This is a genomic window from Chromobacterium sp. CCUG 76385, from assembly GCF_059916625.1.
The window spans coordinates 1-14,929 of sequence record NZ_JAUCGU010000038.1 but is presented as its reverse complement, the minus strand read 5'-3'; the positions used below and the strand labels follow the sequence as shown (position 1 = coordinate 14,929).

General features: G+C 65.8%; 13 protein-coding genes. 5 read left to right on the top strand and 8 right to left on the bottom strand.

Annotated features, from left to right (window positions below):
* Window positions 1-317: 317 nt before the first annotated feature.
* From QUG01_RS17865 to QUG01_RS17855, 3 genes are all read right to left on the bottom strand, one after another.
* A complete protein-coding gene (locus QUG01_RS17865; RefSeq protein WP_071109949.1) occupies window positions 318-1,100 on the bottom strand; it encodes a ferredoxin--NADP reductase in 783 nt (260 codons plus the stop codon).
* Between the two features lie 857 nt (window positions 1,101-1,957).
* Window positions 1,958-2,992 carry a glycosyltransferase family 4 protein gene (locus tag QUG01_RS17860; RefSeq protein ID WP_500831263.1) on the bottom strand — a complete coding sequence of 345 codons (1,035 nt, stop codon included), beginning with the start codon at window positions 2,990-2,992 and terminating at the stop codon, window positions 1,958-1,960.
* The gene (locus QUG01_RS17855; RefSeq protein ID WP_500831262.1) at window positions 2,980-3,816 is read right to left on the bottom strand and encodes a UDP-2,3-diacylglucosamine diphosphatase; all 837 of its coding nucleotides are present in this window, start codon (window positions 3,814-3,816) and stop codon (window positions 2,980-2,982) included. The genes QUG01_RS17860 and QUG01_RS17855 overlap by 13 nt, the downstream gene beginning before the upstream one ends.
* Window positions 3,817-4,027: 211 nt before the next feature.
* Between QUG01_RS17855 and QUG01_RS17850 the strand changes: the two genes are divergently transcribed.
* Both QUG01_RS17850 and QUG01_RS17845 read left to right on the top strand, forming a co-directional pair.
* Window positions 4,028-4,690 carry a response regulator gene (locus QUG01_RS17850; protein ID WP_500831261.1) on the top strand — a complete coding sequence of 221 codons (663 nt, stop codon included), beginning with the start codon at window positions 4,028-4,030 and terminating at the stop codon, window positions 4,688-4,690.
* Window positions 4,687-6,036: an ATP-binding protein gene (locus QUG01_RS17845; RefSeq protein ID WP_500831260.1), complete on the top strand. Its 1,350-nt coding sequence runs from the start codon at window positions 4,687-4,689 to the stop codon at window positions 6,034-6,036. The genes QUG01_RS17850 and QUG01_RS17845 overlap by 4 nt, the downstream gene beginning before the upstream one ends.
* A 128-nt stretch (window positions 6,037-6,164) precedes the next feature.
* On the opposite strand, the gene QUG01_RS17840 is transcribed toward QUG01_RS17845, so the two are convergent.
* The 5 genes from QUG01_RS17840 to QUG01_RS17820 form a co-directional block, all read right to left on the bottom strand.
* Window positions 6,165-6,308 carry a hypothetical protein gene (locus QUG01_RS17840; RefSeq protein ID WP_500831259.1) on the bottom strand — a complete coding sequence of 48 codons (144 nt, stop codon included), beginning with the start codon at window positions 6,306-6,308 and terminating at the stop codon, window positions 6,165-6,167.
* A gap of 22 nt (window positions 6,309-6,330) precedes the next feature.
* A complete protein-coding gene (locus tag QUG01_RS17835) occupies window positions 6,331-6,726 on the bottom strand; it encodes a hypothetical protein (RefSeq protein ID WP_500831258.1) in 396 nt (131 codons plus the stop codon).
* A 67-nt stretch (window positions 6,727-6,793) separates the two neighbouring features.
* Window positions 6,794-7,921: an MbnH family di-heme enzyme gene (locus QUG01_RS17830; RefSeq protein WP_500831257.1), complete on the bottom strand. Its 1,128-nt coding sequence runs from the start codon at window positions 7,919-7,921 to the stop codon at window positions 6,794-6,796.
* A complete protein-coding gene (locus QUG01_RS17825) occupies window positions 7,918-8,931 on the bottom strand; it encodes an MbnP family copper-binding protein (protein WP_500831256.1) in 1,014 nt (337 codons plus the stop codon). Before QUG01_RS17825 ends, QUG01_RS17830 begins: the two co-directional genes overlap by 4 nt.
* Window positions 8,932-9,079: 148 nt before the next feature.
* On the bottom strand, window positions 9,080-11,023 hold the full coding sequence (locus QUG01_RS17820) for a TonB-dependent copper receptor (protein ID WP_500831255.1): 1,944 nt from the start codon (window positions 11,021-11,023) through the stop codon (window positions 9,080-9,082).
* Between the two features lie 116 nt (window positions 11,024-11,139).
* On the opposite strand from QUG01_RS17820, the gene QUG01_RS17815 reads away from it, so the two are divergent.
* The 3 genes from QUG01_RS17815 (at window position 11,140) to QUG01_RS17805 (ending at window position 14,676) form a co-directional block, all read left to right on the top strand.
* Window positions 11,140-12,402: an ATP-binding protein gene (locus QUG01_RS17815; protein WP_500831254.1), complete on the top strand. Its 1,263-nt coding sequence runs from the start codon at window positions 11,140-11,142 to the stop codon at window positions 12,400-12,402.
* Entirely contained in the window at window positions 12,399-12,923 is a 525-nt protein-coding gene (locus QUG01_RS17810) for a response regulator transcription factor (RefSeq protein WP_500831253.1), read from the top strand. The genes QUG01_RS17815 and QUG01_RS17810 overlap by 4 nt, the downstream gene beginning before the upstream one ends.
* Before the next feature lie 121 nt (window positions 12,924-13,044).
* A complete protein-coding gene (locus QUG01_RS17805) occupies window positions 13,045-14,676 on the top strand; it encodes a 3-(methylthio)propionyl-CoA ligase (protein ID WP_500831252.1) in 1,632 nt (543 codons plus the stop codon).
* The last annotated feature ends 253 nt before the right edge of the window (window positions 14,677-14,929 follow it).

The following is a 14,929-nucleotide window of genomic DNA, read 5'->3' as shown; positions in this document are numbered from 1 at the left end:
GAAGGCTCACAAGCACGCTGCCAAGAAGCATGAAGCTTCCGCCCAGAAGGCTCAAGCCGCCAAGGCCGACGCTTCCGCTCCGGTAGCCAAGAAGAGCCACAAGCACCATGGCAAGAAGCAACACAAGGCCGCCGCTTCGGCAGCCAAGTAATAAAACCAGATCGCATCTGGCTCGCACAAAAACTGGGGAGGCTTCGGCCTCCCTTTTGTTTTGCGCGGCGTCTGGATACGGCAAGCGGCCCGTTCCGGCCTGCGTAAAGAAACAGCCCCGCGGCGCAAGCCGGCGGGGCTGTTTGCATTCCGCGCGGGGCGGAGGATTACTTCTCGACGAAGGCGCGCTCGATCGCGTAATCGGCGGGATCGCCCATGCGCGGCGATTCCTTGAAACCCATGCCGTTCAGGATTTCGCACAGGTCATGCAGCATGCTCGGGCTGCCGCAGATCAGCACGCGGTCGTGTTCCGGATTCAGCTGCGGCAGGCCGATGTCGGCGCACAGCTTGCCGCTGGTGATCAGGTCGGTCAGGCGGCCCTGATTGCGGAACGGCTCGCGGGTGACGGTCGGGTAGTAGATCAGCTTTTCCTTGACCATATCGCCGAAGAATTCGTTTTCCGGCAGTTCCTTGGTGATGTAGTCGTGGTAGCCCAGCTCGCTGACCCAGCGCACGCCGTGGGTCAGGATCACTTTGTCGTAACGCTCGTACACGTCCGGGTCCTTGATGATGGACATGAACGGGGCGAGGCCGGTGCCGGTGGACAGCAGATACAGGTTCTTGCCCGGCAGCAGATTGTCCTGCACCAAGGTGCCGGTGGGCTTCTTGCTGATCAGCACGGTGTCGCCAACCTGCAGGTGCTGCAGTTTGGAAGTCAGAGGACCATCCTGCACTTTGATGCTGTAGAACTCCAGGTGCTCCTCGTAGTTGGAGCTGACGATGGAGTAGGCGCGCATCAGCGGCTTGCCGTTGACTTCCAGGCCTATCATCACGAACTGGCCGTTGATGAAGCGCAAACCCGCGTCGCGGGTGCAGGTGAAGCTGAACAGCGTGTCGTTCCAGTGGTGGACGGACAGGACTTTTTCAGCGGTCAGATTGGGAGAAGACATATGTCGCGCAGCTCACTCAATAAAGATCGGAATCATGTTGCGTTGCAAGGATTTTAACCCGTTTGCCGTTCCCCTGCTCAGTTCCTGCGGCTTCGGGCGTTGTATGGCGGCGCGAGACGTGCTCGCGCGGGCCGTTTGTGCTTGGGATGACGCCAGGGCGGCTGCCGAGACGCGATCGTGATGGCATCGCTCTGCCAGACGGCAGGACGCGACTGTCGCATGGTACCGGACGGACTGGCCATGGTGGAAGATCGTTTGCTGATTTTTTTAGCACTAACCGTTATTTTGATCAGTGTCATTGTAATGAATTTTTCATAAAGACAGAGGGCGTCCCGGTGTTGGGACGCCCTCCGGATGACGACGGGGACGAAACATCGATTTCGCGCTCGGCTTAAAGCTTGCGGTTCCGGGCGCGAACCCTACTAGAGTCACTACGGCATGCGCTCTACGCGCCGCCGCCTGGAAGGAAACTGCAGATTGCCGGTACTGTTGGGTTTTTCGATACTCTACTGCCGGCACATCCTGCGCCCTGTCATGGGTGCGAATACGGGAAAAAGCTTCCCGCGGGGATCATCTCTGTTGTCCGTCTTCAGCTGTGGTGTCTCTACGTCATGTCTGGCCGGCCGGCGGCCTCTGGATCATACCGTGCATCCGTCTTGGACGCTGTTTGGGGCACTGCAGGCACCTTACGGTGCCGACTGGCGCTATGTGTTCGGGCGCAGTCGCAGTGCCGAATCGAGAGTAAGGTTGCCGGTGGTCAACGTCTGACTCATCCTGTCTCCTCCCTGTTGCTGCGACTTTATCAATATAGTGCTTACAGATTGTGAAGCAAGTATTTCTTGTCGTGGCGGATCGTCTCAATCCTGCGCCGGGCTGACCGTCGCGGCCGTGACCGGGTTGGGCCGCAGATGCGATTCAAACTGGCGGCTGGCCGCCTGCCAGGAATAGCCTTCGGCGACGCGGCGCACATGGTCGCGGTCAATGTCCAGCGCCTGCAGGCAGGCCGCGCGCAAATCCCAGTCCAGCACGCCGGCGCCGGAATCGCCGATCACATCCAGCGGGCCGGCCACCGGGAAGGCGGCAACCGGCGTGCCGCAGGCCATCGCCTCCAGCAGCACCAGGCCGAAGGTGTCGGTCAGGCTGGGAAACACGAATACGTCGGCGGCGCGGTAGAAGCGCGCCAGCTCGTTCTGCGGAAAGACGCCGGCGAAGTGCACGTCCGGATACTGCTGCTTCAGCCTGGGCAGCAACGGGCCATCGCCGACCACCCATTTGCAGCCGGGCAGGTCCAGTTTGAGGAAGGCCTCGATATTCTTTTCCACCGCCACCCGGCCAATGTAAACGAAGCGCGGCGGGATGGATTCATCCAGCCGCTGGCGCTCGCCCGGGCTGAACATTTCGGTGTCGACGCCTCGGCTCCACAGCTTGACGTTGTCAAAGCCGCGCGCTTCCAGATCGTTGGCGATGGAGCGGGTGGGCACCATCACCGCCTGCGAGGCACCGTGGAAGCGCCGCATCCAGGCATAGCTGATGGGTAGCGGCAGGCGGCAGCGCGCGTGGATGTATTCCGGGAACCGGGTGTGATAGGCGGTGGTGAAGGCCAGGCCTTCGCGCAGGCAGAAGCGGCGGGCAGCCAGGCCCAGCGGCCCTTCGGTGGCGATGTGTATGGCGTCGGGAGCGAAGCCGGCGATGCGATGCGCCACCTGGCGGTAGGGCAGCAGCGACAAGCGGATGTCCGGGTAAGTGGGGCAGGGCAGGGTGCGGAACTCCAGCGGCGTGATCATATTGATCTGATGGCCGAAGCCGTCCAGCTCGCGCACGGTTTCGGTCAGCGAGCGGACTACGCCGTTGACCTGCGGCTTCCAGGCGTCGGTGATGATCATGATGCGCATGAGGATTCCTCCGTGGCGATGGTGGGCGGGGCGATGTCTTGCTGCTCGGCCGTTTTAGGCGAGGCCAGCGCGGTCCAGTGCAGCACTTGCAGCGTGCCGTCCGGATGTTCAACCAGCGCCGACAGGCTTTCCACCCAGTCGCCGCAGTTGCCGTACAGGATGCCGTCTATCATCCGCACTTCCGGCTTGTGAATGTGGCCGCATACCACGCCGTCAAAGCCGCGCCGCCTGGCTTCGCCGGCGACAATGCTTTCGAACTGGCTGATGAAGTTGACCGCGTTTTTCACCTTGTGCTTCAGGTACTGCGACAGAGACCAATACGGCAGGCCCAGCCGGGTGCGCACCCAGTTGAAGCCGCGGTTCAGCTCAAGGATCAGCGTGTAGAGGTTGTCGCCCAGATAAGCCAGCCACTTGGCGTACTGGATCACGCCGTCGAATTCGTCGCCATGCAGCACCAGGAGCCGCCGGCCGTCGGCGGTGACGTGTTCGGCCTCGTGGCGGATGGCGATGCCGCCGAAGTCCAGTCCGCAGTATTGGCGCGCGGCCTCGTCGTGGTTGCCGGGGACGTAGATCACCTGGCAGCCCTTGCGCGCCTTGCGCAGCAGCTTCTGCACCACGTCGTTGTGGCTCTGCTTCCAGTACCAGGATTTTTTCAGTTGCCAGCCGTCCACGATGTCGCCGACCAGGTACAGATAGTCGGATTCGTGTTCGCGCAGGAAGTCGAGCAGGTGGTCCGCCCGGCAGCCCGCGGTGCCGAGATGGACATCGGAAATCCAGATGCTGCGCAGGCGGCGGGGGACTTCGGGAGCGGAGTCTGGCTGCATGGCAAGTCCGTGGGCCTAGGTGATAATCCATGCTGCAATGATGAAGTGACAGGCAAATGAGACTTTGTTGACAAGCATGTGAAGCGCCGGGACGGCGGCGGCGTATTCTTGGTTTGCCTGGCGCGCCGCGCGTCGTCGGCAAGGTTGCTGGCCGCGCTTAAGCATCATTTAAGCTGGCGGTGAGATAAGAAAGGCGATACGGGGAGGAGCGATGCGGATACTGCTGGTGGAGGACGACGGCCAGATCGGCGACGGCTTGCGCATGGGTTTGCGGCAGCTCGGCTTTGTGGTGGATTGGCTGCAGGATGGCTTGCAGGCGCGCGACGCGCTGTCCGCCGCGCCGTATGACGCCGCCGTGCTGGACCTGGGTTTGCCCGGCCTGGACGGCATGGCCATTCTGGCCGCGTGGCGGCACCAGGGCAGCGATGTGCCGGTGCTGGTGCTGACCGCGCGCGACGCGCTGGCGGATCGCGTCGGCGGCTTGGACGCCGGCGCCGACGACTATCTGGCCAAGCCCTTCGCCTTGGCCGAAGTGGCGGCCAGGCTGCGCGCCCTGCATAGACGGCGCCAAGGCATGAGCCAGCCGCTGTTGAGTCATGGCCGGCTCACGCTGGACCCGGTCGGCCGCGTGGCGACGCTGGACGGCGCGCCGCTGGAGCTGACGGCGCGGGAATTGGCCTTGCTGGAGTTGCTGCTTTGCAACAGAGGGCGCGTGCTGCCGCGCGAGCGGATAGAGGAAAAGTTGTACGGCTGGGGGCAGGAGCTGGAAAGCAATGCGCTGGAAGTGCACGTCCATCACCTGCGCAAGAAGCTCGGCGCCGGCTTCATCCGCACGCTGCGCGGCATCGGCTATACGCTGGGAGACCCGGCGTGAGGCGGCCGGCCAGCCTGCAGGCCAGGCTCTTGCTGGTGTTGCTGCTGATCGTGCCTGTCACCTGGCTGGCGGCGTCGGCCGCCGCGGTGTGGCTGGCGCAGCGCGAGGTCGATGAATTGTTCGATACCCAGATGGCGCAGTTCGCCCGCCAATTGCTTGCCATCGATGTCCATAATGCGGCGCCGGACGACACGCCCAAGCTGAAGCACTTGCTGCATGGCGCCGACGCGGGGCGCATGGACAATGGCGATCTGGGTTTGGCGGTATGGGACCGACAAGGCAACCGGCTGTTGTGCGACGGCCGCGGCCGCCGCTTCGATTATCAGCCCAGCCGGCGCGGCTTCTACGACGAGCCCGGCAAGGACCGGCATCATGATTGGCGGATGTTGTATCTGCTGTCCGCCGATGGAAGCCGGCAGGTCGCGGTGGGCCAGAAGCTAGGCCTGCGGCAGGAAATGGTGTGGAGCGTGGTCACGGCGCAGTTGCTGCCATGGCTGATCGGCCTGCCCTTGATGCTGCTTGCCATCCTGTTCGCGCTGCGGCGCGAGCTGGCGCCCTTGCGCAAGCTGGCCGCCGTCATCGCCGCGCGCGCGCCGGACGACCACAGCCCGGTCCGCGCCGACGTGCCGCAGGAAGTGCAGCCCCTGCTGCGTTCGCTGAACGCGCTGTTTGGCCGCATGGGGCAGATGCTGGAGCACGAGCGGCGATTCACCGCCGACGCCGCGCATGAGTTGCGCACGCCGCTGGCGGCGCTGCGCGTCCAGGCGGAAGTGCTGGAATTGATGCCGGACGATGCCGGCCGCCGTCATGCCCTGGCCCAGCTGCAGCTGGGCATCTCGCGCGCCGGCCGTTTGGTGGAGCAGCTGCTCGCCCTGTCGCGGCTCGACCCGCTGCAACAGCCGCAGCAGCGGGCGCGGCTGGATTGGCAGCGCTTGATCGAGCATATGCTGGCGGAGCTGTCGCCGCTGGCCGAGCAGGTGGAGTGGCGGCTGGACTGGCGTTGCGCGCCGGAGGCGGCGCTGCCGCTGTTTGGCGATGAGGCCTTGCTGGGGCTGATGTTGCGCAATCTGTTGGAAAACGCCTGCCGTTATGGGCCGGCCGATGGCGTGGTGACGGTGAGGCTGGAGCGGGACGCGGTCAGCGTGCTGGATCAGGGGCCGGGCATCCCGCCGCAGTGGCTGGCGCGGGTGCGCGAGCGTTTCTTCCGCCCGCCGGGCCAGCAGCAGGCCGGCAGCGGCCTGGGCCTGTCCATTGTCGAACGCATCGCCGAACTGCACGGCCTGCGGCTGGTGTTGCGCAACCGGCCCGAGGGCGGCCTGGAGGCGAGGTTGGAGCGGACGGCGTGACTGCGACAATCTGCCGCACGCCGCCGGCTGGATGCTGGTTTATGCTGTGAATATCCCGGCGCGACAGGCTCCGGGCAGACAAAGGTTGCAAGCCCGCTTTGACCGGCGGGCTTCTTTTTGCCTGCGCGTCAGCTCGCGCGCTTGGCGTAGGCGGCCGGGTCCATGTCCCGCACCTCGCAGCTGATGGCCGCATCATGGACAGCCTGGACCAGTTGTTCGATGGCGGGATGGCGGGCCAGGTCGGCTGAGCATTCGATGACGCAATGCGGCATCTTGAGTATTCCGTGAAGTTGATCAGTCGGCGCTCACGCCGAAGCGCATGCGCCAGAACAGGGCGTTGCACACGCCGCCGGCCATCGCGCCCAGATAGATGGTCATCCAGTCGTTATACAGCAGCGGCTCCGCCACCCGGGCGTACAGCAGCGTGATCACGCTGCCGCTGAAGGCGCCCGGCATGAAGGCGACCAGCAGCAGCAGCCAGGCCGGCCACTGCCGCTGCCAGCGCGCCACCGGTCCTGCCAGGATGATGCGCAACAGGCACAGCAGCAGGCCGAAGATCAGCGCTGGCACCGCGCCCATCAGGTAGGCCATCATCGGCACCACGCCGCTGGCCAAGAGCGCCACCAGCGGGCCGAGCAGGATGAACAGCGTCAGGCCGCAGGCCAGGATTTTCAGATAGGGAGTCTTCATCCGCTTTTGGCACAGGTCTAAAGGCAGACAGCGTAGCAGACTGGCCGGCCGGCGACGAGTGCAGCCATCATCGGCGCGCGGCGAACGGGTCGGCCAGCCGCGGATCGCGCGTCAGCGTGTCGTCGGTCAGGGTTTTCAGGAAGGCGACGATGTCGGCCTGCTCCGCCGCGCTCAGCCGGATGCGGTCGATGGCGGCGTCTTTCCACGGGTTGCGCCGGCCGTCGCCGCCTTTGGCGCCGCGGCGGCCATGCTCGGCGTGGACGCGCACCGCCTCTTCCAGCGTCGCCACGCTGCCGTCGTGCATATACGGCGCGGTGAGGGCGACATTGCGCAGGCTGGGGCTGCGGAAGCGGCCCATGTCGGCGGGCTGGCCGCTCAGCTCCAGCGCGCCGCGGTTGGGAAACGGATAGCCGCCCTTGCCATCCGTGTTGTAGAGGCCGATGTTGTGGAAGGGCAGGCCCTCGCCGTGGCCGGCCATCTGGTCGTCGAAATCCGGGCTGCCATGGCAGCGCAGGCACTGGCCTTGTTCCGAGCGGAACAGCTTCAACCCGCGCAGCTCGGCGGCGGACAGCCCGGCCCGGCCGGCCTGGTAACGGTCGTAGCGCGAGTCGAACGAGACGATGCCGCGCTCGAACGTGGCGATGGCCTTGACGATATTGGCCAGCGACAGCGGCTGCCGCTCTGCCGGGAAGACGCGGGCGAATGCCAGCTGGTACCAAGGATCGGCGCGCAGTCTGGCCAGCACCGTCGGCAGATTGCCGTCTTTGATGCCCATTTCCACCGGATCGGTGCGGAACAGCGGCCCGTCCATCTGCCGCTCCAGCGTGGTCAGCGAGTAATTGGCCCAGGTATAGCTCTTGCGCCAGGCGGCGTTGGCCAGCGGCTGGGCATTGCGCAGCGTGCGCTCGCCGGTGCTGCCCAGCGACCGCGCCACGCTGTCGCTGAAGGCCTTGTCCTGCGGATGGCAGCTGGCGCAGCTGACGCTGCCGTTGCCGGACAGCCGCTTGTCGTAGAACAGGCGGCGGCCGAGCTCGAACTTGGCCTGGCTCATCGGATTGTCGGCCGGCACCGGCGGCGGGGCGACGCCGGCCGGCAGCGTCCAATGCCAATCGCCGGTCGGCGCGGGCGGCGGGGCCGCCTCCCGCCCGCATGCCGTCAGCAGTCCGGCCAGCGCCAGCGCGGCGAGCGGCCTCATGAGGCGATTTTCTCCAGCCGGAACACGCGGGAATGGCGGCCATCGTCCAGCGGCTGGCCGCCGTCATTGGCTCCCGGCTGGCTTTCGTTCAGCCGCAGGCCCAGGCGGTCGAAGATGGGTTGGCATTCGGCGTCGGTGACATTGGATTTGCAGCCGAAATCGGCGCTGTCGTCGCGGATGATGTCGTTGCCGGCGAACAGCGCTTGCACATCCAGCACCACGCGGTCCGATTTCGGATCGAAGCGGTCGAACCTCACCTTGAAGCGATTGGGCTTGCCGCAGCGGTAGCCGCCGGCGATGTTGCGGTCCGGCTTGCAATCGGTGGAGCCGAGGTGGAAAGACCACTTCGGATCGCCGCTGCCGTCCTGGCGCTTGACGCCGCCGTCCGGCGCCAGGTCTACCCGCATGAAGCGATGGCCGGATTGCCATTCCCACATCAGCCAGTACACGCCGAGTATCGGATGCGGCGGGCTGTGCGCCGGCTGGTGGTTCAAGCCCACTTCCTTGCCTTGGGCGTTCTTGGCGGAGATCGGCACGCCCACCTTGAAACTCAGGCCGGTGTAGTTGCCGGCCGGGGCGGTGCCCACGACGTCGCTGTTGCTGCCGTCCAGCGGCTGGTTGTCGTCCACATTCGGCTGCTTGCAGCTGCCGCCTGCAAAGTCCAGCAGGGCCAGGTTCAGGAACTGCCATTTATTGGCCTGGTCCAGCTGCAGCGGCACTTCCTGGCCTTGGTCCGTGATCAGCGCCACATCGTGCACATACATCATGCCTTCGGTCAGCTGGGCGTTGGCATGGCTGCTGCCGATATTGCTCAGCTTGCTGCCGCATGTCGCCGGCTGATTGCCGGATTTCAGCGCGAAATGGACGGTGGTGGCGCCGCCGCCGAAGCCTGGCTGCGGCGGGCTGGCATCCTGGTTTTGCGCAGGGCTTTCGCTGCTTGATACGCCGCCGCCCAGGCAGCCGGCCAGACTGAGGCACAGCGCGGGCGCGAGCATCCAAAATTTCTTCATCACCGTTCTCCATTTTTTTTATGAAATCAATCCGGCGTAGGGCGGATGCCCCGAAGGGGCGATCCGCCGCCACGGTTTGTCGTACCTCGGCAGTCCGCTAGGCACGGCGGAACGCCCGGCCAGGCCGGGCTTCCGCCCTACGGTTGTCTTACCAATGCGCCTGCAGCTTCATCCACAGCGTGCGGCCAGGTTCATTGACGCGCAGGGTGCGGTCATAGCCGATGACGTCGGCGCCGCCGCGGCTGACGTGCTCGGCGTAGGCGCGGTTGAACAGGTTGTCGATGCCGGCGGTCAGCTTGATGGCCTTGCTGACGCGCCAGCCGCCGTTCAGCGACAGGGTGGCGAAGCCTGGCGTCGGGCCGATGTCCTGGCCGGCGATATTGCCCTGGCCGATGGCGTAGCGGGTCTGCGCGGCAGCCACGCGCCAGACGGCGGCTGCGGCCCAGGTCTGATTGTCCCAGGCCAGGCTGACGGTGGCGCTCAGCGGCGGCGTCTGCGCCAGCGGCTTGTCGTCGGTGGCGTTGGCGCCCCAGCTGTAGGCGGCGCTGCCGGACAGCTGCCACTGCGGCGCGAACCGCCAGGCGGCGTCGGCTTCGAAGCCGTAGCGGTAAGCCTGGATATTGCGGGTCTGCTGGCTGGACTTGGTGTCGATCAGCAGGAAGTCGTCGATGCGGCTCAGGTAGGCCGACAGCGAACCCTTGACCTGTTCGCCCTGGTACAGCGTGCCCAGGTCCAGCTGGGTATTGCGCTCCGGCTGCAGCACATTGCGGTTGGCGCTGACCTTGGCGCGTTCCCAGTAATCGGGCGCGCGTTCGGCGACGCCGACGCCGGCATACGGCGTCCAGCTCCCCAGTTTGTATTCGTAACGGGCGAAGCCGCTATAGAGGCGGTAATCCTGTAGCTGCTCGCCTTGGGGCGTCGTGGCGTCGTAATAGGCGCGCGCCCGGTCGTGGCGCCAGCCGGCGACGACTTTGCCGCTGCCCAGGGGTTTGCTGCCTTCCAGGTACAGGCCGGCGCGTTCGAGATGCTGGTCCGGCACGCGCGGCAGGCTGGCGTAGTCGCGTCCGCCGAAGCGGCTGCTGTGGCGGTCTTTCTGCCAGTCGGCGCCGGCGGTCAGCTCGATATCGGCAAAGGCCAGATCCGCCTCCAGCTTGGCGGCGTCGGTTGTGCGGTCCGGATTGCTGGCGCTAGCCGGTTTGCCGGGGGGCAGCGGCCGCAGCGAGTAATTGTCCATCACGTGGTCGGCGTAGCTATGGTTGGCGGCCAGCCTGACCGCGTCCAGCCACGGCGCGAGATTGCGTTGTTCCGCCTTGACGCCCCAGGCGCTGCGGTCGAACTGGCTGCCGTCCATGCCGCGATCGGCATAGGCGGCGTGGCCGCGGCCGAAGTCGCCGGACAGCTCGATGGTGGTGTCGCGGCCGGGCGTGAAGCCGGCGATGAGGCTCTGGCTGTCGCGCTGGTAGGCCGAATGGACTTTCTGGCCGTTGCCGTCTCGGTAATCGCTGGCCTCGTTATGGGAGTCGATCAGCCGCAGATAGCCCAGCGCGCCGCCCAGCGTCAGGTCGGCGTAAGCGTCCCGGCGGTCGGCGCTGCCGGCGAGCAGGCTGCCGTCGAAGCGCAGGCCAGGCTGGTCGAAGGGCTGGGTTTTGCGCTCGAAGCTGACCGCGCCGCTGATCAAGCCGCCGCCGTATTTGACCGACTGCGGCCCTTTGATCACCACCAGCTTGTCGTAGGCGTCGGGGAACAGATAGGCGGTGGGCGGGTCCATCCGGCCCGGACAGCCGCCGTAGACGAAGCCGCCATTGGCCAGGATGTTCAGCCGCGAGCCGCCCAGGCCGCGCAACAGCGGGTCGCCGGAGCTGCCGCCCTTGCGCACCACGTCGAATCCGGGAATGGTTTTCAAGAGGTCGGCGCCGTCGCCGGCCGGCACCGGCTGGCGCGGCGCGCGCGGGTCGGTTTCCACCCGCAATGGCTGTTCGGTTTTGACCGCGGTGACGACGATGGTGTCGGCGTGGAAGACGGGCAGATCGGCGGCAAAGGCGTGGCCGACCGCCAGCGCCAAGGGCACGGGAAGCAGGATTTTATTGAGCATCACGGGAGCCAAACGGTTTTTGAATTTTGCGGCGATGCTATTTGAAACCGTTCCCGCCCGGAATGCGGCATATTGTCGCAGCGCGCCAGCTCGGCGCCATGGTGTAAAGTGGCGGCATGAAATGGAATGCGATATGGGAGCCGGAGCAGGCCATTGATCCGCGCCAAACCAGCCGCCGGGTTTGCCGCTTGCGCTGGATGATGTTGCTGCTCGCCTCGGCGTTGATGGCCGGCTGCGCGCTGCTGGACGTAGCCTTGCCATGGACGCTGATCATTCAGGCGCTGGCGACGCTGGCGCTGGTCAATCTGGCGCTGCCGCGGCTGCCGGATTGGGAGGTGTCGGCCGAGCAGGCGCTGCGGCTGGGCCTGCTGGCCGACGTTTTGGTATTGACCGAGCTGTTGGCTTTCAGCGGCGGCGCGGCCAATCCGCTGGCTTCGCTATACCTGCCGCCGGTGCTGTTCGCCGCGCTGCTGTCGCCGGGCTGGTTCGCCTGGCTGCTGGCCATCCTCAGCGTGGCCGCCTACGGCTTGCTGTTCCAGTGGCATCTGGACTGGCCGCTGAACGGCGGCAACGCCGCCTATGCCTTTAATCTGCACCTGGCCGGGATGTGGATTTCCTTCGCGCTGTCCGCGCTGTTGATCGCCGGCTTCGTATCCTGGCTGGCCCGCCAGCTGCGGCATCAGGGCGACGCGCTGGCCGAGGCGCGGGAGACCCAGCTGCGGGATGAGCAATTGCTGGCGGTGGGCATGCAGGCGGCCGGCGCCGCCCATTCGCTGTCCACGCCGCTGAATACGCTGACGCTGCTGGTGGACGAGCTGATCAGCGAGCGCGCCGGCGACGCCGCGCTGCTGCAGGATTTGCAGCTGATGCGGGCGCAACTGGCCAGCTGCCGCGGCACGCTGTCCCGGCTCAAGCATGGTTCCGAACCCAGCCCCGGGGCGCAGCCGCTGTTCGCCGCGCTGGCGGAGCGGCTGGAGGGCTGGCGCAGCCTGCGGCCGGACGTCAAGCTGGATTGGCAGGCGCCGGACGGCGACGATCCGCGGGTGGCGCTGGATGCCGCGTTCTGGCCGGCGCTGTTCAATCTGGTCAACAACGCGGCCGAGGCCGGCGGCGGTGAGGTGACGGTGGCGGCGCAGCTGCGCCAGGGCTGCCTGCTGTTGGACATCATCAATCGCCAGGGTTGTTTGAGCGAGGCGCAATTGGCGCGCGCCGGCCTGGCGCCGCTGGAATCGGCCAAACCGGCCGGGCTGGGGCTGGGCATGATGCTCAGCCACGCAACCTTGGCGCGTCTGGGCGGCACGCTGAGCCTGGACAATCGCGCCGAGGGCGGCGTGCACGCGCGCATCATGCTGCCCTTGGCGCTGGAGGAAAAGACGTGAGCGATTTTCTGTTGATCGATGATGACGAAGCCTTCGCCATGGTGCTGATGCGCTCGCTGAGCCGGCGCGGCTATGCCGCGGAGTGGGCGCGCGACGCGGCGCAGGCCCTGGCGCGGGCGGCCGAGCGGCCGGCGCGCATCCTGCTGGACCTGAATCTGGACGGCGACAGCGGCCTCCGGCTGCTGCCGGCGCTGCGCGAGGCCAGCCCGGACAGCGCCATCGTGGTGCTGACCGGCTACGCCAGCATCGCCACCGCGGTGGAGGCCACCAAGCTGGGCGCGGTGCAGTACCTGGGCAAGCCGGCCGGCGTGGATGAGATTCTGGCGGCATTCGCGCAGCAGGCGGCCAACCCGGAGCTGCCGGTGTCGCCGCAGCCGATGTCGCTGCGCCGCCTCACCTGGGAGCATTTGCAGCGCGTGCTGGCCGAGCATGACGGCAATATCTCCGCCACCGCGCGCGCGCTGAACATGCATAGACGCACCTTGCAGCGCATGCTGGCCAAGAAGCCGGTCAAAAACTGAACCAAGAATCATGACGATGATATAAATCGGACGATGGCTGGCCATCAGAAAATATGATTGGAGTGAAAGCTCCAGCGCGGCGTAACGTGCGGATTCCATACTGATAAAGGGGAGATGCAAGATGCTGCGTGGACAGATGATGGACCTGCCGTTGCTGATTTCCGACCTGCTGACGCACGCCGAGCGTTTTCATGGCGACACCGAAATCGTGTCGCGCACGGTGGAAGGGCCTATTCACCGCTACACCTATCGCGACGCCGCCCGCCGCGCCCGCCAGTTGGCCAACGCGCTGCCGTCTCTGGGCGTCGCGCCCGGCGACCGCATCGGCACGCTGGCCTGGAATGGCTACCGGCATTTCGAGATCTATTTCGCCGTTTCCGGCAGCGGCGCCGTCTGCCACACCGTCAATCCGCGGCTGTTCCCGGAGCAGATCGCCTGGATCATCAACCACGCGGAAGACAAGGTGCTGATGTTCGACGCCAGCTTCCTGCCGCTGGTGGCGCAGCTGGCGGACCAGTTGAAGAGCGTCGAGCATTTCGTGCTGCTGGCCAGCCATGCCGACCTGCCGGCGGACAGCGGCATTCCCGATCTGATCAGCTATGAAGACCTGGTGAACAGCCATAGCGATGTCTATGCCTGGCCGCGCCTGGATGAGAACGCGGCCTCCAGCCTGTGCTACACCTCCGGCACCACCGGCAACCCCAAGGGCGTGCTGTACTCGCACCGTTCCACCGTGCTGCATGCTTACGGCAGCGCCTTGCCGGACAGTTTCGACATCTCGGCGCGTTCGGTGGTGATGCCGGTGGTGCCGATGTTCCACGCCAACGCCTGGGGCCTGCCGTACAGCTGCGCGATGAACGGCAGCAAGCTGGTGTTGCCGGGTTCCAAGCTGGACGGCGCCAGCCTGCAGCAACTGATCGCCGAGGAGGGCGTGACCGCCACCGTCGGCGTGCCCACGGTCTGGCTGCAGCTGTTGCAATATTGCCAGCGCGAAAACCTGTCGCTGGCGCCTTTGAAGCGGGTCATCGCCGGCGGCTCCGCCGTGCCGGAGAGCATGATCGAGCAGCTGGCCGAGCGCGGCATCGAGATGCGCCAGCTGTGGGGCATGACCGAGCTGTCGCCTTGCGGCACCACCGGCACGCCCAAACTGAAACACCAGGGCCTGGCCGGACCGGAGTTGAACGCGCTGCTGACCAAGCAAGGGCGGCCGGTGTACGGCGTGGACATCCGCATCGTCGACGACGCCGGCCTGCCCTTGCCGCACGACGGGGTGTCGTTCGGCAATCTGCAGGTGCGCGGCCCCTGGGTGCTGTCCCAGTATTTCAAGCGCGAACTCGACGCCAACCATAGCGCCGACGGCTGGTTCCATACCGGCGACGTGGTGACGATAGACCCCGACGGTTTCATGCGCATCACCGACCGCACCAAGGATGTGATCAAGTCCGGCGGCGAATGGATCAGCTCCATCGATCTGGAAAACATCCTGGTGGGCCATCCTGCGGTGGCGGAGGCGGCGGCCATCGCCGTGGCGCATCCCAAGTGGGACGAGCGGCCGCTGATGGTGGTGACGCTGAAGCCGGGCGCGCGGGCGACGCGCGAGGAGTTGCTGGCCTACTTCGACGGCAAGATCGCCAAGTGGTGGACGCCGAACGACATCGCCTTCGTCGACGAGCTGCCGCACACCGCCACCGGCAAGCTGCTGAAGATGAAGCTGCGCGAGCAGTTCCGCGATCATCAGTGGCCGGAAAAATGAAAATTGGATGATTTGCTCTAATGTACTGGATTTTTATAGAGCATTTACGTTAGAATGCCCGCTGCACTGAGAGCCGCAAGGTTTTGAGGTGTTAGCCCCTCGAAATATCGCGCTGGCCAAGGCCGGTCCGATGTTTCTTCCTCGTGTTGACCCCTGCCGCGTTGCCGCAGGGGTGTTTTTTTTGGCTATGTCCCAATTGTAAGTTGGTAGCCTCGCCCCACCGCTTCCTGCAAACAATGCACAGGTTGTATCT